This is a genomic window from Thiosulfatihalobacter marinus, assembly GCF_016019955.1.
GTDB lineage: Bacteria > Pseudomonadota > Alphaproteobacteria > Rhodobacterales > Rhodobacteraceae > Shimia > Shimia marinus_A.
Window position 1 is genome coordinate 129,622 of record NZ_JAECRZ010000004.1, and the last position, 24,512, is coordinate 154,133.

21 protein-coding genes are annotated in these 24,512 nt (G+C 64.7%); 13 read left to right on the forward strand and 8 right to left on the reverse strand.

Annotated features, from left to right (window positions below; all coding sequences use genetic code 11):
* Nucleotides 1-115 precede the first annotated feature (115 nt).
* Both I3253_RS07790 and I3253_RS07795 read left to right on the forward strand, forming a co-directional pair.
* A complete protein-coding gene (locus I3253_RS07790) occupies nt 116-1,288 on the forward strand; it encodes an MFS transporter (RefSeq protein WP_197917096.1) in 1,173 nt (390 codons plus the stop codon).
* 132 nt (nt 1,289-1,420) lie between these two features.
* The gene (locus I3253_RS07795) at nt 1,421-2,443 is read left to right on the forward strand and encodes an aspartate-semialdehyde dehydrogenase (protein WP_197917097.1); all 1,023 of its coding nucleotides are present in this window, start codon (nt 1,421-1,423) and stop codon (nt 2,441-2,443) included.
* A 319-nt stretch (nt 2,444-2,762) separates the two neighbouring features.
* On the opposite strand, the gene I3253_RS07800 is transcribed toward I3253_RS07795, so the two are convergent.
* Nucleotides 2,763-3,236: a relaxase family protein gene (locus I3253_RS07800; RefSeq protein WP_197917098.1), complete on the reverse strand. Its 474-nt coding sequence runs from the start codon at nt 3,234-3,236 to the stop codon at nt 2,763-2,765.
* Between the two features lie 528 nt (nt 3,237-3,764).
* Here I3253_RS07800 and I3253_RS07805 point away from each other — a divergent pair.
* Nucleotides 3,765-3,902, forward strand: a complete 138-nt coding sequence (locus I3253_RS07805; RefSeq protein WP_197917099.1) for a hypothetical protein — start codon at nt 3,765-3,767, stop codon at nt 3,900-3,902.
* A 67-nt stretch (nt 3,903-3,969) separates the two neighbouring features.
* Here I3253_RS07805 and I3253_RS07810 read toward each other — a convergent pair whose 3' ends face one another.
* Nucleotides 3,970-4,620, reverse strand: a complete 651-nt coding sequence (locus tag I3253_RS07810; RefSeq protein ID WP_197917100.1) for a carbonic anhydrase — start codon at nt 4,618-4,620, stop codon at nt 3,970-3,972.
* A gap of 150 nt (nt 4,621-4,770) precedes the next feature.
* Here I3253_RS07810 and I3253_RS07815 point away from each other — a divergent pair, with 150 nt between their 5' ends.
* From I3253_RS07815 to speB, 4 genes are all read left to right on the forward strand, one after another.
* Nucleotides 4,771-5,148 carry a hypothetical protein gene (locus I3253_RS07815; RefSeq protein ID WP_197917101.1) on the forward strand — a complete coding sequence of 126 codons (378 nt, stop codon included), beginning with the start codon at nt 4,771-4,773 and terminating at the stop codon, nt 5,146-5,148.
* A 68-nt stretch (nt 5,149-5,216) separates the two neighbouring features.
* Nucleotides 5,217-6,605: a leucyl aminopeptidase family protein gene (locus I3253_RS07820; protein WP_197917102.1), complete on the forward strand. Its 1,389-nt coding sequence runs from the start codon at nt 5,217-5,219 to the stop codon at nt 6,603-6,605.
* Nucleotides 6,605-7,480 carry a C40 family peptidase gene (locus tag I3253_RS07825; protein WP_197917103.1) on the forward strand — a complete coding sequence of 292 codons (876 nt, stop codon included), beginning with the start codon at nt 6,605-6,607 and terminating at the stop codon, nt 7,478-7,480. The genes I3253_RS07820 and I3253_RS07825 overlap by 1 nt, the downstream gene beginning before the upstream one ends.
* The gene (speB, locus tag I3253_RS07830) at nt 7,477-8,457 is read left to right on the forward strand and encodes an agmatinase (RefSeq protein ID WP_197917104.1); all 981 of its coding nucleotides are present in this window, start codon (nt 7,477-7,479) and stop codon (nt 8,455-8,457) included. Before I3253_RS07825 ends, speB begins: the two co-directional genes overlap by 4 nt.
* A gap of 124 nt (nt 8,458-8,581) precedes the next feature.
* On the opposite strand, the gene I3253_RS07835 is transcribed toward speB, so the two are convergent.
* On the reverse strand, nt 8,582-8,929 hold the full coding sequence (locus I3253_RS07835; RefSeq protein ID WP_197917105.1) for a DUF2794 domain-containing protein: 348 nt from the start codon (nt 8,927-8,929) through the stop codon (nt 8,582-8,584).
* 207 nt (nt 8,930-9,136) lie between these two features.
* Entirely contained in the window at nt 9,137-10,798 is a 1,662-nt protein-coding gene (locus I3253_RS07840) for a Y-family DNA polymerase (protein ID WP_197917106.1), read from the reverse strand.
* 250 nt (nt 10,799-11,048) lie between these two features.
* On the opposite strand from I3253_RS07840, the gene I3253_RS07845 reads away from it, so the two are divergent.
* From I3253_RS07845 to I3253_RS07855, 3 genes are all read left to right on the forward strand, one after another.
* Nucleotides 11,049-12,185 carry an S-(hydroxymethyl)glutathione dehydrogenase/class III alcohol dehydrogenase gene (locus tag I3253_RS07845; protein ID WP_197917316.1) on the forward strand — a complete coding sequence of 379 codons (1,137 nt, stop codon included), beginning with the start codon at nt 11,049-11,051 and terminating at the stop codon, nt 12,183-12,185.
* A 106-nt stretch (nt 12,186-12,291) separates the two neighbouring features.
* A complete protein-coding gene (locus tag I3253_RS07850) occupies nt 12,292-13,002 on the forward strand; it encodes an NYN domain-containing protein (RefSeq protein ID WP_197917107.1) in 711 nt (236 codons plus the stop codon).
* A gap of 221 nt (nt 13,003-13,223) precedes the next feature.
* On the forward strand, nt 13,224-13,532 hold the full coding sequence (locus I3253_RS07855) for an EthD family reductase (RefSeq protein WP_197917108.1): 309 nt from the start codon (nt 13,224-13,226) through the stop codon (nt 13,530-13,532).
* Here I3253_RS07855 and I3253_RS07860 read toward each other — a convergent pair whose 3' ends face one another.
* Nucleotides 13,533-14,609: an Mrp/NBP35 family ATP-binding protein gene (locus tag I3253_RS07860; protein WP_197917109.1), complete on the reverse strand. Its 1,077-nt coding sequence runs from the start codon at nt 14,607-14,609 to the stop codon at nt 13,533-13,535.
* 239 nt (nt 14,610-14,848) lie between these two features.
* On the opposite strand from I3253_RS07860, the gene I3253_RS07865 reads away from it, so the two are divergent.
* Nucleotides 14,849-15,064, forward strand: a complete 216-nt coding sequence (locus tag I3253_RS07865; RefSeq protein ID WP_197917110.1) for a DUF1127 domain-containing protein — start codon at nt 14,849-14,851, stop codon at nt 15,062-15,064.
* A gap of 676 nt (nt 15,065-15,740) precedes the next feature.
* Here I3253_RS07865 and I3253_RS07870 read toward each other — a convergent pair.
* Entirely contained in the window at nt 15,741-16,370 is a 630-nt protein-coding gene (locus I3253_RS07870; RefSeq protein ID WP_197917111.1) for a glutathione S-transferase family protein, read from the reverse strand.
* A 78-nt stretch (nt 16,371-16,448) separates the two neighbouring features.
* Nucleotides 16,449-18,884, reverse strand: coding sequence for an ATP-dependent helicase (locus I3253_RS07875; RefSeq protein WP_197917112.1), 2,436 nt, complete (start codon nt 18,882-18,884; stop codon nt 16,449-16,451).
* A 155-nt stretch (nt 18,885-19,039) separates the two neighbouring features.
* Between I3253_RS07875 and I3253_RS07880 the strand changes: the two genes are divergently transcribed.
* Complete coding sequence (locus tag I3253_RS07880; RefSeq protein WP_197917113.1) at nt 19,040-20,200, forward strand: alpha-hydroxy acid oxidase; 1,161 nt, start codon at nt 19,040-19,042, stop codon at nt 20,198-20,200.
* Nucleotides 20,201-20,350: 150 nt separating this feature from the next.
* Here I3253_RS07880 and I3253_RS07885 read toward each other — a convergent pair whose 3' ends face one another.
* The gene (locus tag I3253_RS07885; protein ID WP_232272125.1) at nt 20,351-20,809 is read right to left on the reverse strand and encodes a rhodanese-like domain-containing protein; all 459 of its coding nucleotides are present in this window, start codon (nt 20,807-20,809) and stop codon (nt 20,351-20,353) included.
* Nucleotides 20,810-21,053: 244 nt separating this feature from the next.
* On the opposite strand from I3253_RS07885, the gene pyc reads away from it, so the two are divergent.
* The gene (pyc, locus tag I3253_RS07890) at nt 21,054-24,497 is read left to right on the forward strand and encodes a pyruvate carboxylase (RefSeq protein ID WP_197917115.1); all 3,444 of its coding nucleotides are present in this window, start codon (nt 21,054-21,056) and stop codon (nt 24,495-24,497) included.
* Nucleotides 24,498-24,512: the final 15 nt, after the last annotated feature.

Sequence of the window (24,512 nt, forward strand, 5' to 3'; positions counted from 1 at the left end):
ATTACGCACGCCGGACGGTTCCGGATCACTTGGGCGCGACAGGGCACAAACCGCCCTCTTGTCTTTCCGCGCGCCCTGCGGTCAAGTCTGGCGCAAAGCGAGGGGAAATCAAGACATGCGCGCCGATCTGATCCTGTTGTGCCTGGCCTATGTGCTCAGCCAGTTTTTCCGTGCCTTTCTGGCTGTGCTGACACAAGTGCTGAAGGCCGATATCGGTGCAACGCCCGAAGACCTGGCCTTTGCCTCGGGCCTCTGGTTCCTGGTCTTTGCGGCCATGCAAATCCCGGTGGGCGCGGCGCTGGATCGTTATGGTCCGCGCCGCACTTCGGGCATCCTGTTGCTGATTGGCGGCGGTGGCGGCGCCGCGCTGTTCGCGCTGGCCACCACACCTTTGCACATCGCGCTGGCCATGGGGCTGATCGGCGTGGGCTGTTCCCCGGTGCTGATGGCCAGCTATTTCATCTTTGCCCGCAGCTATCCGGCGGCCCGCTTTGCCACGCTGGCCGCGCTCATGCTCGGGGTCGGGTCCGTAGGCAATCTCGTGGCGGCCTACCCCATGGCCTGGGCCGCCGAGACCATTGGCTGGCGCGCCTCCCTGTGGGTTCTGGCCGGAGTCAGCGGCATCACCGCGCTGGGGCTGTGGGCGCTGGTTCAGGATCCGCCCCATGTCGAACACGAAGAAAAGGGATCGGTGCTGGATCTGCTGCGCATTCCCGCCCTGTGGCTGCTCATTCCGCTGATGTTTGTCAATTACATGCCCGCCGCCGCCATTCGCGGGCTGTGGATCGGGCCCTATCTGGGCGATGTCTTTGCCATGGATACCGGCGCTGTCGGGCAGGCCACGCTGGTGATGGGTGTCGCGATGATCGCCGGCACGCTGGCCTATGGCCCCGCCGACCGCATCTTTGGCACCCGCAAATGGGTGGCCTTTGTGGGCAGCGCACTGGCCATGGCGGCGCTGATCGGCCTGACCGTCGCGATCCAGTTCAACGGCTGGGTGTCGGTTGCGCTCATGGCCGCGATCGGGTTTTTCGGGGCGGGCTTTCCCATCATCATCGCCCACGCGCGCAGCTTTTTCCCGCCCCACCTGACCGGGCGCGGCGTGACGCTGCTGAACCTGTTCGGCATCGGCGGGGTGGGCGTGGCCCAGTTCGGCTCGGGGCGGCTGCACGGCGCCATCGCCCCGGCCAATCCCTTGCTGGCCTATCAGGTGCTGTTCGCCGCCTTCGCCGCCCTGCTGCTGATCGGGCTGCTGGTCTATCTCTTCTCACAGGACCGCACCGACTAGGGCCGCGCGCGAGGCCGCGCGCAAATCATCGCGTCCTGAAATGGGCCACTTCACCACAAACCGCCACATGCCCCCTTTTTTCCCGGCCCAAAGGCGGCTAATAGGGCGCGTCCCAACCAAAGGAGACTGGAAATGGGTTATCGCGTCGTCGTCGCGGGTGCCACGGGCAATGTGGGCCGCGAAATGCTGAACATCCTGGCCGAGCGCCAGTTCCCGGTGGACGAGCTTGCCGTTCTGGCCAGCCGCCGCTCGCTGGGCACCGAAATCTCGTTTGGCGACAAGACCCTGAAAACCCAGGACATCGAGCAATTCGATTTCTCGGGCTGGGACATGGCGCTGTTTGCCATCGGTTCGGACGCCACCCGCAAATATGCCCCGATCGCGGCCAAATCGGGCTGCGTGGTGATCGACAACTCGTCGCTCTACCGCTACGACCCGGATGTGCCGCTGATCGTGCCGGAATGCAACGCCGACGCGATCCACGGTTATTCGAAAAAGAACATCATCGCCAACCCCAACTGCTCGACCGCGCAGATGGTGGTGGCCCTCAAGCCGCTGCATGACCGCGCCACCATCAAGCGCGTCGTGGTTTCGACCTATCAGTCGGTCTCCGGGTCGGGCAAGGCCGCCATCGACGAACTGTGGGACCAGACCAAGGCCGCCTACAACCCCACCGACAATTATCAACGCAAGGTCTATACCAAGGACATCGCCTTCAATGTCATTCCCCATATCGACGTTTTCATGGAAGACGGCTCGACCAAGGAAGAATGGAAGATGGTCGCCGAAACCAAGAAGATCGTCGACCCGTCGATCAAGGTCACGGCCACCTGCGTGCGCGTGCCTGTGTTCGTGGGCCATTCCGAGGCGATCAATATCGAGTTCGAGGATTTCCTGGACGAGGACGAAGCCCGCGACATCCTGCGCGAGGCGCCCGGCATCATGGTGATCGACAAGCGCGAAGACGGCGGCTACGTCACCCCCAAGGAATGCGTGGGCGATTTCGCCACCTTCATCAGCCGCATCCGCCAGGACAGCACCGTGGACAATGGTCTGAACCTGTGGTGCGTATCCGACAACCTGCGCAAGGGCGCGGCGTTGAACGCGGTGCAGATCGCCGAAACGCTGGGCCGCGAAGTGCTGAAAAAAGGCTAGGGTCAGGACCCATTAATCCTGCACCACTGGCGCCAAATCCACGAAATATCGGTGGTTTGGCGCGCGCCGGACATAGTGGCTCTATTTCCAAGCGTGCCAAGCCGCTGGGATGAAGTGGATTTGGCGTCCTGCGGATTTGACGGATTTGCCGCCTGACGTCCTTTCAATGCCTTGAAATAGAACCACTATTCCTGCGGCATTGTACGTAGTCAGACAGCAAATCTGTCAAACCAGTGGCGCAGGATTAATGGATCCTGACCCTAGGCACCGAAACATGCCTGTTGCAATAAAGGGCGCCCATTTGCGGCGCCCTTTCCTTTCAGACATCTCCGATCAGATCGGCGCTTCCGTGTTTTGACAAGGGCCCCGGCACCCGTTCGCCCGCCCGGACATGACACTGCCCGGGAAAAGGTTTGCCGAAACGCTGCATCAGGCTGCCATAGGCGAATCCCAGTTCGGATGCCTTGCAAAGCCGCTGCCCCTCGGGATGCGAGTGCAGCGCCAATCCGCCCCCCGCCTCGCGCAGCGCAAATCCCTTCCGCGCCAGCCGCCCGCTCAGTTCCCCCCAGCTGCGCGCCGCCGCCAGGTCAATGGCGAGGAGGCTCCGCAAGGAGGCGAGGAGCCGCTCATCCGCCCGATTGGGCGTTTTCGCCGCACGCGTCCGCCGCGCGATCTCGGCTTCCAGCGCCAGCCGCAACAATTGCCCGACAGTGATATCCGCCTCGCGGGCCAGATGCTGCGCCGCGTTCAGCATCGGAACCGGCATTCTGAAATGAACGTCCTGCAAATCCATGCAGCCACTCTGCGCCGCCAGGGTTAACACGCGGTTAGCACATGACGACCCACCCCGCGCACAGCGCCCTGGCCCTGTCCCGCGGCGCTGCCACTGGCCCGCCGTCATGGCACCGCGCCGGCAATTGACGCGCCTGCGCGTCACATTCGCGCCGAATCACTCCCCCGAATTGTCAGCCCCCCGCCACATTCGGGACAGAAACCGCACATATCACCAAGCCCAGCTCGCAAACCGCGCCCTTTCCGGGCGTCGCTTGCGCAGCGGGTCCCGAAGCGCATGTTTCGGGCAGTGGGGCAGTTTCCGCCCAGGGTCCGCGCCAACGCGCCGCGGCGAATGGGTGGTCCTGCGACAACATGTTTATGCCTGTCAGGCCCTCAGCCACGCGCTGCTGGGCCCGAAACACTGTGTTTCCGCAATCGAACCGGATTTCCGCCTTTTCGACACATTTCGCGCCACTTCCGCCGCAATCCCGGAGCAAATTGAAATCAGTCGAAAGACACGGGCAATAACGGAAAACTGGAGGCTCACATGCCAAAGCGGATTTACAAGGAAACCATCATGGAAAACGCCAATATCGAGTTTCAATCGCTCGCCGAAAAGGCCCGGGAGCGCCGCCTGCGCGCTCTGATGGCCTCCAATCGCGAGATGTCGAACATCTTCCTCTGAAGCCCATCTCAGAGCACGGATCACAGGAACAGCCCGCCCCTGGCGGGCTGCCTCGTTTTCAGAGGTCTCAGACCGCGACAAACCCATCCGAGACCCGGTCATAGGCTTCCAGCCCGCCTTCCGCGATATCGTGCCACAACCCGTGCAGGGTCAGGTCGCCCCGCTCGACCCGCTCGCGCACGAACGGAAACGTCATCAGGTTTTCCAGCGACACCAGAACCGACCGCTTTTCCAGCGCCCGCGCCTGTTCCCTGTCATCCCGGATATCGGCCACCGCCTCATAGCCGGGCCGAAGCACATCCATCCAGCGCCCGACAAAGCTTTCCTTGGCATCCAGTTCCGGTGCATTGCCCTTGCACATGTCGATACAGCCCTGCACCCCGCCGCATTGCGAGTGGCCCAGAACCACCACATGCGCCACCTTCAGCGCCGTCACCGCGTATTCCACCGCCGCCGAGGTGCCGTGCTGATTGCCGTCCGGCTTGTGGGGCGGCACCAGATTGGCAATGTTGCGGTGGATAAAGAACTCACCCTGATCCGCACCGAAAATCGACGTGACATGCACCCGGCTGTCACAACAGGAAATGATCATTGCCCGCGGATGCTGCCCCTCGGCGCCCAGATGGCGGTACCAGCTTGCATTCTGCGCATAGGTGGTGGCTTTCCAGCCGTGGTAACGCTGCACCAGATAGGATGGCAACGGTTTCGCGTGGTCCATGATGTCCCCCATTCGTTCAGGTTTGCAGGTCGGGATAGTCGGAATTTAGCGCAATTTCGACAAGAAAGGGGGATCGGCGTCAACTTTTTACTCAGAACTTGGGCGCACTCTCTTCCGCGGTGTGGGAAGTGAACGTTACGGGGTGAGACAGTGACACATGTCGCAATACTTCAACCGACCGAGGATGTCTCGGTCGATCAGGACGAACTTGCGCGGATATTCATCCGGATGGACAGCGCCGCCGATGAAATGGTCGCCCAATCCATCGAGGAACTGGCCCTGCGCCTGCCACATGCGCACCGCCTGTTCCGCGCCGCCGATCACGACGGGCTGGGCGACTGCGCGGGGGCGATTGCCACCGTGGCCGCGCGCATAGGCATGACAAGGCTGGCCCGCGTGGCCGGCGATGTGGGCCGGTGTTGCGAAACGCACGACCCGGCCGCGCTCGCCGCCACGCACTGCCGCATGATCCGGCTGGGCGAATGCTCGCTGCGGGAAATATGGGATTTGCAGGACCTGCCTGTCTGACAGGGCTTGCGGGCGGCGGCGCACCGGCTAACCTGTGATGCGGCGCAACCCCAACCAACGAGGCCCCCATGTCGCAGACTTTCGCCCCGGCCGATGCCGATGCCCTGCCCCTCCATGTCGTTGATGCCGACGGTCTGGACGGCTGGCTCTCTGCGCAACCGCCCGCCATCCAGACCTGGGTGGCCGCCAGCGGCTTCATGCCCACAATCGGCCGGACCCTGCTGATTCCCGATTCCAGCGGCAAACCCGCCCTGGCACTGGCCGGTTACGGGACTGCAACGGCCCGCGCCCGAGTCCGCTTTGCCCTCGCCGCCGCGGCCGAATCCCTGCCTGCGGGCACTTACCGCCTGGCAACACCCCTGCCCGCGGGCGACCCGGAAACCGAATGCCTCGGCTGGCTGCTCGCGGCCTACGCCTTTGACCGATACAGCGACCAGTCCGGCGCCGGCGCCCGCCTCGTCTGCCCCACCGATGTAAACGCCGCCCGTGTCGAATCCATCGCCGAGGCCGAGGCGCTCACCCGCGACCTGATCAACACGCCCGCCGCCGATATGGGCCCCGCCGAACTCGAGGCCGCCGCCCGGTTTCTGGCGGCGACGCATGACGCCCGCTTCTCCGTGACCATTGGCGACGACCTGCTCGACAGGAATTTCCCCATGATCCACGCGGTCGGCCGCGCCGCCGCGCCCGACCGCGCCCCGCGCCTGATCGACATGCGCTGGGGCACAACCGGACCCAGGCTGACGCTTGTCGGCAAGGGCGTGTGTTTCGACACCGGCGGGCTGAATCTCAAGTCCGGCGGGTCCATGGGTCTGATGAAAAAGGACATGGGCGGCGCGGCCACCGTGCTGGGGCTGGCCGCGATGATCATGGCGCTGAACTTGCCGCTGCGGCTGCGCGTGCTGGTCCCGGCGGTGGAAAACGCGGTCTCGGGCGACAGCTTCCGCCCCGGCGATATCCTGACCTCACGCCAGGGATTTACCGTCGAGGTCAACAATACCGATGCCGAAGGCCGGCTGGTCCTGGCCGACGCCCTGGCCCTGGCCTCCGAGGAAAATCCCGACCTGCTGATCTCCATGGCCACCCTCACCGGCGCCGCCCGCGTCGCCGTCGGCCCGGACCTGGCGCCCTATTTCTGCGACGACAGCGCCTTTGCCACCGCCCTGGAACCGGCGGCGCAGCGCGTCGCCGATCCGGTCTGGCGCCTGCCCTTCTGGGAGCCGTATGAAAAGATGATAGAACCGGGCATCGCCGATCTGGACAACGCACCCTCGGGCGGTATGGCCGGCGCGATCACCGCGGCCCTGTTCCTGCGCCGCTTTGCACAAGGCCAGCGTTACGCCCATTTCGACATCTACGGCTGGAACCCCACCACCGCCCCGGCCCGGCCCAAGGGTGGCGTCGGCATGGGCGCGCGGGCGCTCTTGCAGGCGCTGCCAGACCTGCTGAACCTGTGATGGACCACCGCCTCACACCGGCCAACTCCCGCGTCGCCCATCAATCGCTTGCCGGCCAGCGCGCCGGCGTGTCCTTTGTCACCCCCACCCGCCACCTCGTGGCTGTCCCCGTCGCCCCCCTGCTGGCAGAACCGCGCGCGCGCGCGCCACGGAACCGCGAACTGGCCTTCGGAGAACAGTTCGACCTGCTGGAAATTCACCAGGGCTGGGCCTTTGGCGCCGCCCTGCGGGATGGCTATGTCGGTTATGTCGCCGCCGATCAGCTGGCCGATCATTTCCAGCCTCCCACTCACCGGGTCATCGCCCCCAGCTATCGAAACGCCAAACCGCAGCTCAAGGCACAGGGCGCGCCGGTGCCCCTGCCCATCGGCGCGCTGGTCAGTGTCCGCGCCACCCGTCACGATCATTGTGACTGGGCCGAAATCAACTGCCCCACCACCACACCGGACAAGGGCGGCGCGGCCTATGTCCCGATGCCCCACCTTGCCCCACTCACCCCGTCCCCAACCGATCCCGTGGCCGAAGCCGAACGTTACCTCGCCACCCCCTATCTCTGGGCCGGGAATTCAGGTTTCGGCATCGATTGTTCCGGCCTCGTGCAGGCCGCCCTGCTGGCCTGCGGCATCCCCTGTCCGGGCGACAGCGACCTGCAAGAAGCCGCCTTCCCGGACGCCACCGGCCCCTATCAGCGCGGCGACCTCCTGTTCTGGAAGGGGCATGTCGCGATGGTCACTGACACCGACACCATGATCCATGCCAACGCCCATCACATGGCCGTGGCGCGGGAACCCACCGCCACCGCCATTGCCCGCATCGCGGCACAGGGCGGGGGTCCGGTGACATCCCGCAAACGCCCGCTTCAGGAGGCCCCATGACCGATCCCTTCTTTCAGCCGGTCTCGGGCATGGACCTGCCCCGCTTCGCAGGTATTCCCAGCTTCATGCGCCTGCCCGTCCTGACCCCGGACCACCCCCGCTACCGCGATGTGCAGATCGGCCTGGTCGGCGTGCCCTGGGACAGCGGCACCACCAACCGCCCCGGCCCGCGCCACGGACCGCGCCAGCTGCGCGACGCCTCCACCATGATCCGCGCCGAAAATGGCGCCACCGGCATGCGCCCCTTCGAATTGGCAAACTGCGCCGACCTGGGCGATGTCGGCCCCAACCCGGCCGATATCCCCGACAGCATGGCGCGAATCACCGCCTTCTACCGTGACTTGCGCGCCAACGGCATCACCCCGCTGACCGCCGGGGGCGACCATCTCACCTCGCTGCCCGTGCTGCGCGCACTGGCCGCCGACGCGCCGCTCGGCATGGTGCATTTCGACAGCCATACCGATCTGTATCACAGCTATTTCGGCGGCATGATGTACACCCACGGCACGCCCTTTCGCCGCGCCGTCGAAGAAGGCCTGCTCGATCCGGAACGCGTGGTACAGATCGGCATCCGCGGCACGAATTACGACAGCGAAGACAGCGATTTCGCCAAAAGTGTCGGCATCCGCATCATCCGCATCGAGGAATTCTTCGTACGCGGCGTGAACGATGTCATGGCCGAAGCCCGCGCGATAGTCGGAACCGCTCCGACCTACCTGTCCTACGATATCGATTTCGTCGACCCCACATTTGCCCCCGGCACCGGCACCCCCGAAGTGGGCGGCCCCGACAGCTACCAGGCGCTTCAGGTCCTGCGCGCGCTGGACGGGCTGAACATCGTCGGCGCCGACCTGGTCGAAGTCTCGCCCCCCTTTGACACCTCCGGAAGCACAGCGTTCCTTGGCGCGTCGCTCATGTTCGAAATGCTCTGCGTCATGGCCCCGGGGGCCGCGGCCAGGGGGCCAGCCCCCTCTTGAGCCTGACGGCTCAATTCACCCCCGGGATATTTCGGGCCAAAAGAAGTTCATGCGCTCATACATCTTCATTTTGCTGAAAATACTCCGGGGGAGTCGCCGCTTGCGGCGATGGGGGCAGCGCCCCCTATTCGACGCTGCGGATCAGCTTGCGCTCCAGAACCCGCAGGACGGTTCTCAGATCGTGCCCGCGCTTGAGCACCTGCCCCTCCATGCCGATCACCGTGTAAATCCCTTGCCGATTGCGCAGCTTGGGGCGTTTCTCGATCCGGTAGAGCGGGTTTTCGGCGGTGCGGCGAAATACCGAGAACACGGCCACGTCCTTGAGATGCGATATGCCATAGTCGCGCCATTCACCGGCAGCCACCATCCGGCCATAAAGCGACAGGATCATGTTCAGCTCTGTGCGGTGAAAGGCCACCTGCTCTGGCGCTCTGGGGCCGGAATGCAGGGGAATGGGGGGCTGGGCATTCATGGGTCCAGATTTGCGCCGATTTTTCGATAAATCAAGCCTGCCCCGGTTTTGCCTCAGATTCATCTGCAAATGGCCCTTGAGCGATCCTTTTTCTGCCGCAGCCAAGGGGCATCCTGACTTCATAGCGAAACTATACCGCTACCTCCGGCGGCGCGGCGTTATTGCCCCCACCCAGTCCGCGTCGCCGGGGGCCTTTTCTTCCAGACATCACGCAAAGGCCCCGTGGCAGAACCAGCCCGGCGACATCGTGCCGCCATGGGCGTAATACAGCCACAGCTGCTCGCCGCTTTCACAGGTCACACGCCAGTAATCGCGTACTCCACTGCGCCAGTCCGGCTCGTCCAGCCACCATTCCGGCGCGATCCGCTCGGGGCCCTGCGCGCCCGCCCGGACCATGTCGCGCCCACGCCAGCGAAACCCCGCCCCCAGATGCGGCCCCGCCATCCCGTGCACCGGCTCGGGGCGCCACAGCAGCAGCGGACGCGCGCCGGGCACTTGTGGCCAGTCCTCCCCGAAGGGCGCCGACCAGGCGGAAAAAAGCACCTGCGCACCCTTCTCGGGCACATGGCTGGATGCCGGATGGCGCCGCGTGATCTGTTCCAGCCCGATCCGCGCCCCGATCCGCCCCACAAGATCGTCCAGCCCATGGCCCGTCGCCAGCCGTTCGGCCACGGCGCGGCCGGCTTCCAGATGCCCGGTCTTGCGGCGTGTATGCAGGGTTTCGCTGCGCAAGACCTCGATGCGCAGCATGTCGATGCCGAACCCGGCATCGATCTCTTCCAGCTTCATGCGCAACAGCGGGCGGATGCGTTCGGGATCGTCGCTGGCCCGCGCCAGCCCCACATCCACCCATTGCATGGTCTGGTCCGCGCGAAACACCTGCAACCGCACCACCCGCGCACCCAGCCCGCGCGCCTTGAGCCGCGCACAGAGCGGCGCCAGCAGCCGGTCAACACCGGCCAGAAGATCCTCTTCCAGCCCGATCGGCTCGGGCAGGGTCATGCGCACCGCAAACAGCGGCGACACCGCCGCCGGGTTCACCGGCTCGGGCGCGCTGCCCAGCGCCTGATCCAGCCGCAACACCAGCCCCTTGCCAAAGCGGCGCGCCAGCGCCGCGCGCGGCTGGCCGGTCAGGTCTCCGATCCGGCGCAGCCCCAGCCGGGCCAGTTCGGCCTGCGTGCCCGCCTCCAGCCGCAGCCCCGCCACCGGCAGATCCGCCAGGGCGCCGTGGGTCTGCCCCGGTGGCGCAATCCGCGCCGCGCGCGCCACCTCCGGCAGTTTCTGCGGCGGCGTGCCCCCCCGCGTCCAATGCCGCCGTTTCACCGCGCGGCTGCGCGTCGCACGCGCCTCCTGCGCGATGTCGTCGCCGCTGCGATGGATCTCCCCGCCCGGCTGTTGCACAAACCGCGCCAGCGCCCAGGCCGCCCCCGGCGTATCGGCAATCCCGGCCCGCACCGTCAGCCCCAGCTCCGCGCAATCGCGCTCCACCGCCTCCAACACCCCGTCTTCTGCGCCAAACAGATGCGCGCAGCCCGTCAGGTCCAGCATCAGCGCATTGGGCGCCTCCTCGGCCACCCAGGGGGAAAACTTGCCTGCCCAGCGCCGCACAGCCGACAAAAACGCCGCTTCGGCGGGCGCGTTCTGCAATCGCGTCACCAGATGCGGGCACACCGCCTGCGCATCGCGCAACGGCTGGCCCGGCTCCAGCCCCTCGGCCTCGGCCGCCGCATTCATGGACACAATCACCTGCATCTGCCCGGTATCGCGCAACACCGCCAGCGGCGCGTCAAACAGCCCCCGCTCCATACGGATCAGGCGCTCGGCCCCCAGACGCGGGAACCACAGGGAAAGAATGCGGCGGTTGGGCATGGCAATTCGGTGATGGCAGCAGCGGCACGACACAAATGTTCGCTAATTGTTCTCAATCTAGCGTGATTCCCACCCCAAGTCGAGCCACCCCCGCCTGCCCGCCGCCTGCCGCCGCCCAGACCTGTCGCAAACCGGCCGGATCGCTTCGCCCCCGGCCCGCCAGGCCGCGCGATGCTTTGGCAACAAGGTTGCAAAGACCACCGCTTTCAACCACCCTTCGCCAAAAGAATTCAGGGAGATTATCATCATGATGCGCACCAAGGCCGCCGTTGCCCTCGAGGCCGGAAAACCGCTGGAAATCATGGAAGTGAACCTCGAAGGCCCCAAGGCGGGCGAGGTTCTGGTCGAGATCAAGGCCACCGGCATCTGCCACACCGATGAATTCACCCGCTCCGGCGCCGATCCCGAAGGGCTGTTTCCCTCGATCCTCGGGCACGAGGGCGCCGGCGTCGTTGTCGAGGTGGGCGAAGGCGTCACCACGCTGAAACCGGGCGACCACGTGATCCCGCTCTACACGCCGGAATGCCGCGAATGTCATGCCTGCCTGTCGGGCAAGACCAACCTTTGTACCGCCATTCGCGGCACCCAGGGCCAGGGCCTGATGCCCGACGGCACCACCCGGTTTTCCATGCTGGATGGCACGCCGATTTATCACTACATGGGCTGCTCGACCTTCGCCAACCACACCGTGCTGCCGGAAATCGCGCTGGCCAAGGTGCGCGACGACGCCCCGTTTGACAAGATCTGCTATATCGGCTGCGGCGTCACCACCGGGATCGGCGCGGTGATCAATACCGCGGGTGTGGAAATCGGCTCTACGGCGGCAGTGTTCGGGCTGGGCGGCATCGGGCTGAACGTGATCCAGGGCCTGCGCCTGGCCGGGGCCGACATGATCATCGGCGTCGACCTGAACCCCGGCAAGGTCGAAATGGCCCGGAAATTCGGCATGACCCATTTCGTGAACCCGGCCGACCTGCCCGAAGGCCAGTCCGTGACCGAGGCGATCATCGACCTCACCAAAACCGAACGTGACGCATTTGGCGGCGTGGATTATTCCTTTGACGCCACCGGCAATGTGCAGGTGATGCGCGACGCGCTGGAATGCTCGCATCGCGGCTGGGGTGTCTCGGTGATCATCGGCGTCGCTCCGGCGGGGGCCGAGATTTCCACCCGCCCGTTCCAGCTTGTGACGGGGCGCGTGTGGAAAGGCACCGCCTTTGGCGGCGCCAGGGGGCGCAGCGACGTACCCGGCATCGTGGACTGGTACATGAACGGCAAGATCGAGATCGACCCGATGATCACCCACAAGCTGACGCTGGAAGAGATCAACAAGGGGTTCGACCTGATGCACGAGGGCAAATCGATCCGGGCTGTCGTGGAGTTCTGAGCGAAAGCCCGGCACCGGCTTTCAAAGATCACGCCACACGCCTATGTTATCAGTAAATCAGGGCGCGTCGTTCATGGCGCGCCTTTCTCAAATAGAAGGCCCTCCAATGCCCAACCGCGACCGCCCCCTCTACGCCGTCCTGATCGACGCCGACAATATCCCGGCCCGACATGCCGGGCCGATCCTCAAGGAAATCACCTCTTTCGGGGAACCGGCCCTGCGCCGGGTCTATGGCGATTGGTCCTCGGGGCAATTGCGCAACTGGGCCGATACCGCGCGCGAACACGGGCTGGTGGCGCATCAGGAAACCGCCAATACCAAGGGCAAGAACGCCTCTGACATCGGTCTGGTGATCGATGCGATGGACATCCTGCACACCGGCCGCTTTGACGGATTCGTGCTGGTCAGTTCCGACAGCGATTTCACCGCGCTGGCCAATCGCATCCGCGAACAGGGGCTGGACGTGATCGGCATCGGCGAAGGCAAGACACCCGAATCCCTGCGCAACGTCTGCAACCGGTTCATCCTGATCGAGAACCTCATCGACGATCCCACCCCGGCCCAGAAAGGCGCCGTCAAGACCGGCAAGCGTCCGGCCACCGATGCCATTCCGCTGATCCTGTCCGCCATGGAAAAGATCCAGCAGGATGACGACTGGTACGCGCTGGGCCAGATCGGTCAGTACATCACCGCCGAACATTCCGATTTCGACACCCGCACCTATGGCCATCGCAAACTCAGCGATCTGGTGAAGGGTCTCAAACGGTTCGAAACCCGCAAGACCAGCAATCAGCTTCAACTGCGCCGCGTCGATTGAGCCGCCCGCAAGCCGCCTGAAACCACGTTGCGCGGGCGGGCGTCGGGCCAACCCGGCCATTTCCGCGCCCGCTACCGACGCAATACCGACGTGATGCCGACGCGGGCCCGGCCCCCGGATGCGACCGGATTGCGCCCGTTGCCCGCCCCCCAAATACCTCACACACGCGGCCCAAAGCTGCTACAGTCCCTCGATTGACCCTCTGTGAAAGGACACGTGCAATGGCCGTTTCTCTGCAAGTCATCTATCCCGTCAGCGACGGATCGACCTTCGATTTCGATTATTACCTGAGCACCCATTTTGATCTGGTGGGCGAACATATGGGGCCGCATATCGCCGCCACCACCGTCACAAGGGGTGTCGCCGGAGGCCCCAAAACTCCCCCGGGCTACCACGCCATCGCCACCATCACCTTTGCCGATCAGGCCGCCTTGGATGCCGCCATGGAGGCCTCTGGCCCGGTCATGGCCGATGTGCCGAATTTCACCAACGTGAACCCGGATGTGCTGATCGGCGAGGTGGTCAGCTGATCACGCCATCCCGCCCTTGACCAGCCCTTCCGCAATCCTGGCATAGGCGCTGGCCATATCGCTCTCGCCGGCGGCAACCGGGGTGCCCCCGTCGCCGGCCAGGCGTGTCTCAAGATCGATCGGCAGCACGCCCAAAAGCGGCACGCCCAGCTTTTCGGCCTCGGCGGCCACCCCGCCATGGCCAAAGATATGGGTCTCGTGCCCACAGTTGGGACAGTGGAAAACACTCATGTTTTCAATGAGTCCCAGCACCGGAGTCTTGAGCTGGTCAAACATGCCCAACGCCTTGCGCGCATCCAGAAGCGCCACATCCTGCGGCGTTGACACCACGATCGCGCCGGTCAGTTCGGTCTTCTGGCACAGGGTCAGCTGCACGTCACCCGTGCCCGGCGGCAGGTCCACGATCAGCACGTCCAACTCGCCCCACTGCACCTGCGTCAGCATCTGCTGCAACGCCCCCATCAGCATCGGCCCGCGCCACACCACGGGCTTGTCCTCGTCCAGCATGAAACCCAGCGACATGATCGTCACCCCGTGGCTGTGCAGCGGCAGAATGGTCTTGCCGTCGGGCGACGCGGGGCGCTTGTTCACCCCCATCATGCGCGGCTGGCTTGGCCCGTAGATATCCGCATCCAGCAATCCCACCCGGCGCCCCTGCCGGGCCAGCGCCACGGCAAGGTTCGAGGACACGGTGGATTTGCCCACCCCGCCCTTGCCGGAACCGATCGCCAGAATACGCGCCACGCCCGGCACTTTCATCGGGCCTTGCTGCGGCTTGGGGTGGCCGCCGATCTTTAGCGACGGCGCCGCCGGCTTGCCCTGCGGTGCCGCCTCATGCGCGGTCAGCGCCACATGCACCTCCCGCACCCCCTCCAGCGCGCGCACCGCCTGCTCTGCCGCGCGACGCAGCGGTTCCATCTGCCGGGCAATCGCGGGCGAGGCCGCCTCGATCACGAATCGGATGTTAGCGCCATCAATTGTCAGCGCGCGCACCATGTCGCGGCTCACCAGATCACCGCCATCCGGCAGGCTCAATCGCTGCAACGCGTCCAGAACAGTGGCCTTTTCCACACCCATTTCGCTCTCCTCTTTCTGCGACTGCACAATGCATCGCGGTTTGACCATTCAGACAAATATAGGCGAATTACCCAAGATTCATACAGGGTTGCCTAAATATTCAGCAAGTCCAAGTTGACGTTGCTTCCCCATTCCCTCAGCGCATATCGGCTTTGCGAAGCCTTCCATTGTGCACATGCAGCATACCCCTATATGTTTCTCAACAACGACGACAGACACGCATCCGAGAAGGTTCCGAAATGGCATACGCAACAAATCACACGACACTCGCACCGGCATCCGGCCGCAGCCTTTCGACCCTGTTCGCCGATCTGGTCGCACGCTACGAGCGTCACCGCAAGTTCCGTCAGACCGTTCTGGAACTGCAATCCCTGTCCGACCGCGAGCTTGCCGATCTCGGCATGAACCGGTCGATGATCCGCCGCATCGCCCTCGAGGCCGTCAGCGAGCACTGAACAATTCGGAAGGCCGCTCCTCCCTCAGGCTTTCCAATATCTGCGGTGATGCCTCCTCCTCCCTGGCATTACCGCAGCAAAATTCGGGCCACATGGCCCATCGGGATCAAGGCAACCCTCTCCTCCTCCCTGGGGTGTCTTGAGACTAGCGCGGCGGTTCCGCTCCTCCCTTGGGACCGCCGCACCAGAACACCGGGCCGCATGGCCCACCGGGATCAAGGCAACCCTCTCCTCCTCCCTGGGGTGTCTTGAGACTAGCGCGGCGGTTCCGCTCCTCCCTTGGGACCGCCGCACCAGAACACCGGGCCGCATGGCCCACCGGGATCAAGGCAACCCTCTCCTCCTCCCTGGGGTGTCTTGAGACTAGCGCGGCGGTTCCGCTCCTCCCTTGGGACCGCCGCACCAGAACACCGGGCCGCATGGCCCACCGGGATCAAGGCAACCCTCTCCTCCTCCCTGGGGTGTCTTGAGACTAGCGCGGCGGTTCCGCTCCTCCCTTGGGACCGCCGCACCAGAACACCGGGCCGCATGGCCCACCGGGATCAAGGCAACCCTCTCCTCCTCCCTGGGGTGTCTTGACAAACGAGCGGCGGCACCCTCCTCCCGGGTGCCGCCGTATCTTTTTTCAGACAATGGATTCTCCGGTCAACAGGCGTGCGCCAAACCCGGGCGGCACTTACCGCCGGGCGCTGTCGCGCTCGGAAATCCGCGCGAACCAATCCCGCGTTGCGCCGTTCTCTTCGGGAATGGCCCGGCGCACGACCCGCGCGAAATCGCAAAACACAAACGCGGTGATGTCCGCCAGGGTAAACCGCCCCGAGGCCAGGTAAGGGCTTTCCTGCAACCGCTGCTCCAGCAGGTCAAAGAACACGTTCAGGCGGGCGTGGCCCCGTTCGGCCAACTCGGGAATCTGACGATAGCTTTCCGGGCCAGGCAGCGCGCGGTCCTTCATCGCCGGATGCGCATTGCGCAGCGCCTCTGCCACCGCCCAGCCGCCCTGAAATTCGCTCATGGCGTTCCACATCATCACCGATCCCTTTTCCTCGGCCCCCTCTCCCATCAGCGGCGGTTCCGGGAAAAGCGCCTCCAGATAGGCCGCAATCGCGATATTCTCGCCCAGCACCTGCCCGCCCTGCGTGACCAGCGCGGGCACCGTGGCGCGCGGATTGACCGCCAGATAGTCGGGGCCCAGTTGCTCGCCCTTGCTCAGGTCGATATTGCGGGTTTCAATCTCGATTCCCTTTTCGGCAATGAACATGCGCGCCCGGCGCGGGCTGGGCGCCGTGTTGCAATCATAAAAAATCATGCGGTCCTCCTTGTTGCCTCCAGCCAAGGCGCGCGCGCGCCGCCCTGTCAACCGGAACCCCGGGTCACAAGGCCCGGCTCAGAACGGAATATCATCCGGCGCAGATACGAACCGGGCCACGACCTTCTTTTCCCCGGCTTTTTCGAAATCCACCGTCAGCTTGTCGCCCTCGATCCCCAGAATCGCGCCATAGCCGAATTTCTGGTGAAACACCCGGTCGCCAACCGTGAAACTTGACACCGCCTCCAGGTCGATCGCCGCGTGGCGGCTTTCGCGTGGCTGGCTGGTGCCGTAATGCCCCGCGCGCGCCTGAAGGCGCTTCCAGCCGGGCGAATTATACCCGTCCGCGCGCGCCGCGCTCTGCTCCAGCGTCGAGGCCGCCGGGCGGGCCGCCGCGCCGCCATAGCCACCACCATACAGGCCCGGCGGCGTCAGCACCTCGACATGCGCCTCGGGCAGTTCATCGATGAATCGCGACGGCATCTGGCTTTGCCACTGACCGAACACAAGCCGGTTGCCCGCGAAAGAGATCGTGCACAGGTCTTCGGCGCGGGTAATCCCAACATAGGCCAGCCGCCGTTCTTCCTCCAGCCCCTTCACACCGCTTTCGTCCATGCTGCGCTGGGACGGAAACAGTCCGTCTTCCCAGCCCGGCAGGAACACCGCCGGAAATTCCAACCCCTTGGCGGCGTGCAGGGTCATGATCGATACTTTCTGCTCGGACCCGTCACTTTCATTGTCCATGATCAGGCTGACATGCTCCAGAAAGCCCTGAAGATTGTCGAACTGTTCCAATGCCTTGACCAGTTCCTTGAGGTTCTCCAGCCGCCCGGGCGCCTCGGGCGTCTTGTCGTTCTGCCACATGGCGGTATAGCCCGATTCGTCCAGGATCACCTGCGCCAGTTCCACATGGCCCAGCTCGGGCTGCCCCTCCTGCAGCCGCGTCGCCCTGGGCGCGGCCTCGTCATCCAGCACCGCATCGTCATCCAGCGCCACCTCGATGACCGGCGCCTGTCCCTGACGGCGCCACCGCGCCAGCCCGTCCAGCAAAAGGCCCAGTTCCCGCGCGCCCTTGCCGCCCAGCCCCTTTTCCTCCAGCAGGATCCGCGCGCCCTCGACAAGGCTCACGCCATGACGGCGCGCGCAGGTCTGGATCTTCTGCTGTGCGACATCGCCCAGGCCCCGCTTGGGCGTGTTCACAATCCGCTCAAAGGCCAGATCGTCGTCGGGCGACACCACCAGCCGGAAATAGGCCATGGCATCCCGGATCTCCATCCGCTCATAGAACCGCGGCCCGCCGATCACCCGATAGGGCAGCCCGATCGACAGGAACCGGTCCTCGAACGCGCGCATCTGGTGGCTGGCCCGCACAAGGATGGCGATCTCGTCCAGCCCAAAGGCGCGCATGCCGCGCGTGCCTGACTGCATCGCCTCGATCTCTTCCCCGATCCAGCGCGCTTCCTCTTCGCCGTCCCAATGGCCGATCAGTCGAAGTTTTTCGCCCTCCTCCGCCTCGGTCCACAATTCCTTGCCCAGCCGGTCGGCATTGCCGCGAATGACATTTGCCGCCGCGGCCAGGATCTGCGGGGTCGACCGGTAATTCTGCTCCAGCCGCACCACATGCGCGCCGGGAAAATCCTTTTCGAATCGCAGGATATTGCCCACTTCGGCGCCTCGCCAGCCATAGATCGACTGGTCATCATCCCCGACGCAGCAGATATTCCTGTGCGCCCCAGCCAGCAGGCGCAGCCACAGATACTGGGCCACGTTGGTATCCTGGTACTCGTCCACAAGGATATAACGGAACCAGCGTTGATACTGTTCCAGCACATCCGGGTGTTTCTGGAAAATCGTGACCACGTGAAGCAAAAGATCGCCAAAATCCACCGCGTTCAGTTCCAGCAGGCGGCGCTGATACTGGGCATAGATCTCGCCGCCGCGATGGTTATAGGCCGCGTGATCCGCCGCCGGCAGGTTTTCCGGCGTCAGCGCCCGGTTCTTCCAGCCATCAATCAGATGCGCCAACTGGCGCGCGGGCCAGCGTTTGTCATCGATATTGGCGGCCCGCACCAATTGCCTGAGCAGGCGCAGCTGATCATCCGTATCCAGAATCGTGAAGTTGGATTTCAGGCCCACAAGCTCGGCATGACGGCGCAGCAGCTTGACACAGATCGCGTGGAACGTGCCCAACCAGGGCATTCCCTCTATCGCGTGTCCCAGCATCGCGCCCACACGGTTCTTCATCTCCCGCGCCGCCTTGTTGGTGAAAGTCACGGCCAGAATCTCGTTGGGCCGCGCCCGGCCGGTATTCAGCAAATGCACGATCCGCGCGGTCAGCGCCTTGGTCTTGCCGGTGCCCGCGCCCGCCAGCATCAGAACCGGCCCGTCCATCTGCTCGACCGCCTCGCGCTGCGCGGGGTTCAGCTCGTCCAGATACGGCATCGGCCGCGCCGCCATGGCCCGCGCCGAAAGAGAAGCGCCTTCAAAGGCGTCGAATTCGTCAAAACTGCTCATGCGCGCCAGATTAACGCAAAGCGCGGCGACGCGAAAGCTACGTTCTCTCTATGTTCCGAACGTTCCAAACGATTTCTTGAAAAGAAACCGCACCGAAATCTTTGCAAGATTTCGCCCCCTCTGGACAAGCCTCCGTTCAGGGCCAACAAAGACATATGGATCCACATGCCAGATATCCCGCCCTGTCGGACCTGCGCGCCAGGGCGCAGCGCCGGATGCCCCGCTTTGTCTGGGAGTTTCTGGACAGCGCCACCGGCGACGAACGCACCAAGGCCCGCAACCGGGCGGCGCTGGACGCGATCCTGTTTCACCCCTCGGTCCTGCATGGCGACATTGCCCCGGACCTTGGCACACCTTTCCTGGGCCAGGATTTTGCCTTGCCCATCGGCATCGCCCCCGTGGGCATGTCCGGTCTGGTCTGGCCCGATGCCGAACGCCGGCTCGCCCGTGCCGCGCGCGATATCGGCATTCCCTATTGCCTGTCCACCGTCGCCAGCCGTACCCCCGAGGATGTCGCGCCGGATCTTGGTCCGCATGGCTGGTTTCAGCTATACCCCCCGCGCGATCCCGATATCCGCAAGGACATGCTGCGCCGCGCCCGCAATTCGGGCTTTCGCACGCTGGTCCTGACCGTGGATGTCCCGGTCGCCAGCCGCCGGGAACGCCAGCTGCGCTCGGGCCTCACCACACCGCCCCGCCTCACACCGCGCCTGCTGGCCCAGATCGCGCGGCGCCCGGCCTGGGCCCTGGGCATGGCGCGCCACGGGCTGCCGCGCATGCGCCTGATCGACGATTATGCCGGCCCGATGACGGGGCTGAACTCCACCGCCCATGCCGGCTATATGCTGCGCAGTTCGCCGGATTGGGAGTATCTGCACTGGTTGCGCGATCACTGGGACGGGCCGTTCATCGTCAAGGGCGTGCTGAACCCGCGCGATGCCGCGCCGCTGGAACAGGCCGGGGTGGATGCGCTCTGGATCTCCAACCACGCCGGGCGACAGTTCGACGCCGCCCCCGCCACCATCGAGGCGCTGCCCGCCATCCGCGCGGCCACCACCCTGCCGCTGATCGTGGACAGCGGGTTCGAGACCGGGCTCGATATCCTGCGCGCCGTGGCGCTCGGGGCCACTCTGGTGATGATGGGGCGCGGCTTTCACTATGCGCTGGCCGCGCTTGGGGCGCCGGGGCCGGGCCACCTTGCCGAAATTCTCACGCAGGATCTGCACGCCAATATGGGCCAGCTGGGGCTGGACACCCCCTCCCGGGCCGCATCGCGCCTGTTGCGCCAGGACCAACGGGCGAAAGAGCCAAACTAGGGTCAGGACCCATTAGTCCTGCGCCACTGGTTTGACAGATTTGCTGTCTGACTACGTACAATGCCGCAGGAATAGTGGTTCTATTTCAAGGCATTGAAAGGACGTCAGGCGGCAAATCCGTCAAATCCGCAGGATTAATGGGTCCTGACCCTAGTCGGCGCGCAGGTCGACGGGCATGGCGTCCTGCGCCGCGCGCGCGGTCACGATCGGCAGGCCGGACGGTATCCACCCCTTGCCATTCGGCCCCCCGGCCATGCCCTCGGACACGTCCCAGACATTGGTGATGCCATTCCTGGCCAGCACCTCCACCAGATACCCCGAGCGGTTGCCCGTGCGGCAAATCACGGCCACCCGGCGATCCGGGTTGCGCTCCAGCACCCCGGTCAGACGCGCGCCGAACCGGCGGTCGCGCATGTCCATCGGCCAGGCGCCGCGCGCCACGCCGGTGTCCTGCCACTCGCGGGGCGTGCGGATATCGATCAGGATCAGGTCGCCGCCCTCCAGCCCGGCCAGCGCCTCTTGCGCCGTCAGAACCATCCCTTCGGCCTGTCCCGCCGTCGCCAACCCGACACCAGCCGCCAATCCGCCAACAAACACCCGTCGTTGCATCGTTTCACATTCCGCTTTTTCTATATACATGTCGTGCCACAGCCCTGCGCCCGACACAACTGACAAAGCCGCCAGCACGTCGAACTCCGTGCCGGCAAGACCGGAAACGGAACGAAATCTTACGAATCCTAACAGAAATGCGCCAGAATCCGTACGACTCGGTATTGCTCTGCGCCGCAGCATGGTCTTATCTGCGCGCAGCGAACACAGCCGGACAGACACCGAAAAGGGAGGAGCCTGCCCAATGCCCGATTTCCAGAAGATCCTGATTGCCAACCGGGGCGAGATTGCCATCCGCGTGATGCGCGCCGCCAACGAGATGGGCAAGAAAACCGTGGCCGTCTTTGCGGAAGAGGACAAGCTCTCGCTGCACCGCTTCAAGGCGGACGAGGCTTATCGGATCGGCGAAGGCATGGGGCCGGTGGCGGCCTATCTCTCGATTGACGAAATCATCCGCGTCGCCAGGGAATGCGGCGCCGATGCGATCCATCCCGGCTATGGGCTGCTGTCGGAAAACCCCGATTTCGTGGACGCCTGCGCCGCCAACGGCATCACCTTCATCGGCCCCAGGGCCGAGACCATGCGCGCCCTGGGCGACAAGGCGTCGGCCCGCCGCGTGGCGGTCGAGGCCGGCGTGCCCGTCATCCCCGCAACCGCGGTGCTGGGCGACGACATGGCGGCGATCAGGAAAGAGGCGGCCGAGGTGGGCTATCCGCTGATGCTCAAGGCGTCCTGGGGCGGCGGCGGGCGCGGGATGCGCCCGATCCTGTCCGAGGACGAACTGGAAGAGAAGGTTCTCGAAGGCCGCCGCGAGGCCGAAGCCGCCTTTGGCAATGGCGAGGGGTATCTGGAAAAGATGATCACCCGCGCCCGCCATGTCGAGGTGCAGATCCTTGGCGACAGCCATGGCAATATCTATCACCTCTACGAACGCGATTGCTCGGTCCAGCGCCGTAACCAGAAGGTCGTGGAACGCGCCCCCGCGCCCTATCTGTCCGAAGCCCAGCGCGAGGAAATCTGCGAACTGGGCCGCAAGATCTGCGCCCATGTGAACTATGAATGCGCGGGCACCGTCGAATTCCTGATGGATATGGAAACCGGCAAATTCTACTTCATCGAGGTCAACCCCCGCGTTCAGGTGGAACACACCGTCACCGAGGAAGTGACCGGTATCGACATCGTGCAGGCCCAGATCCTGATCGCCGAGGGCAAGTCGCTGGCCGAAGCCACCGGCAAGGCCAGCCAGTATGACATCCGCCTCAACGGCCACGCGCTGCAAACCCGCGTCACCACCGAGGATCCGCAAAACAATTTCATCCCCGACTATGGCCGCATCACCGCCTATCGCTCGGCCACGGGCATGGGCATCCGCCTGGACGGCGGCACGGCCTATGCCGGCGGGGTCATCACCCGCTATTACGACAGCCTGCTGACCAAGGTCACGGCCTGGGCGCAGACCCCCGAAAAGGCCATCGCCCGCATGGACCGCGCGCTGCGTGAATTCCGCATTCGCGGCGTCAGCACCAATATCGCCTTTGTCGAGAACCTGCTGAAGCACCCGACCTTCCTGAACAACCAGTACACCACCAAGTTCATCGACGAGACCCCTGAACTGTTCCAGTTCCGCAAGCGGCGCGACCGTGGCACCAAGGTGCTCACCTATATCGCCGACATCACCGTGAACGGCCATCCCGAGGTCCAGGACCGCCCCACCCCGCATCCCGATCTGAAACCGGCGCGCTGCCCCGCCAAACGCGCCGACACGCCGCCGCCGGGCACCCGCAACCTGCTGGACGCGCAAGGGCCAAAGGCGGTGGCCGACTGGATGAAGGCGCAGGATCAGCTCCTGTTCACCGACACCACCATGCGCGACGGGCACCAGTCGCTGCTGGCCACCCGGATGCGCTCGGTCGACATGATCAAGGTCGCCCCGGCCTATGCCGCCAACCTGCCGCAACTGTTCTCGGTGGAATGCTGGGGCGGCGCCACGTTCGACGTGGCCTATCGTTTCCTTCAGGAATGCCCCTGGCAGCGCCTGCGCGACATCCGCGCCCATATGCCCAACATCCTGACGCAAATGCTGCTGCGCGCCTCCAACGGCGTGGGCTACACCAACTATCCCGACAACGTGGTACAGGAATTTGTCCGCCAGGCCGCGCAAACCGGCGTGGATGTGTTCCGCGTGTTCGACTCGCTGAACTGGGTCGAAAACATGCGCGTCGCCATGGATGCGGTGCAGGAAAACGGCAAGATCTGCGAAGGCACGATCTGCTATACCGGCGATGCGCTGGATTCGGGGCGGGCCAAGTATGACATCAGGTATTACGTCAACATGGCCAAAGAGCTTGAGGCCGCCGGGGCGCATGTGCTGGGCATCAAGGACATGGCCGGGCTGATGAAAGTCCCCGCCGCCGAGGCCCTGTTCCCGGCGCTCAAAGACGCGGTGGACATCCCGATCCACTTCCACACACATGATACATCCGGCGCCGCCATCGCCACGGTTCTGGCCGCGGCCCGCGCCGGGGTCGATTGCGTGGATGCGGCGATGGATGCCTTCTCGGGCAACACCTCGCAGCCCACCATGGGCTCGGTTCTCGAAGCGCTGCGTTTCACTGACCGCGAAAGCGATCTGGATATTGCGGCGGTGCGCGAGATTTCCAATTACTGGGAAGCGGTGCGCGGCCAGTACGCCGCCTTTGAATCCGGCCTTCAGGCCCCGGCCTCCGAAGTCTACCTGCACGAAATGCCCGGCGGTCAGTTCACCAACCTCAAGGCGCAGGCGCGCTCGCTGGGGCTGGAGGAACGCTGGCACGAGGTCGCCCAGGCCTATGCCGACGTGAACATGATGTTCGGCGATATCGTCAAGGTTACGCCCTCCTCCAAGGTGGTCGGCGACATGGCGCTGATGATGGTCAGCCAGAACCTGACCCGCGCACAGGTCGAAGACCCGAAAACCGAGGTCGCCTTCCCGGAGTCGGTGATCGACATGATGCGCGGCAATCTGGGCCAGCCTCCCGGCGGCTTCCCGTCAAAGATCGTCAAAAAGGTGCTCAAGGGCGAAAAACCCAACACCGAACGCCCCGGCAAACATCTGCCGCCCGTCGATCTGGAAACGGTGCGCAACGAAGTCTCCGAACAGCTTGAAGGGCTCAGGGTCGATGACGAGGATCTGAACGGCTATCTCATGTATCCCAAGGTCTTTCTGGATTACATGGGCCGGCACCGCAGCTATGGCCCGGTCCGCACCCTGCCCACGCGCACCTTCTTTTATGGCATGGAACCGGGCGAAGAGATCACCGCCGAGATCGACCCCGGCAAGACGCTGGAAATCCGCCTGCAAGCGATTGGCGACACCGACGAAAACGGCGAGGTCAAGGTGTTCTTCGAACTCAACGGCCAGCCGCGCGCGATCCGCGTGCCCAACCGTCTGGTGAAATCCTCCACCGTCGCCCGCCCCAAGGTCGAGACCGGCAACCCCAACCATGTGGGCGCGCCCATGCCCGGCGTCGTCGCCTCTGTCGGCGTCAGCGCCGGTCAGGCGGTCAAGGAGGGCGATCTGCTCCTGACCATCGAGGCCATGAAAATGGAAACCGGCATCCATGCCGAACGCGACGCCACGGTCAAGGCCGTGCATGTGCAGGCCGGCGGCCAGATTGACGCCAAGGATCTTCTGATCGAACTGGAATAGGCCAGGGGCCCGCTC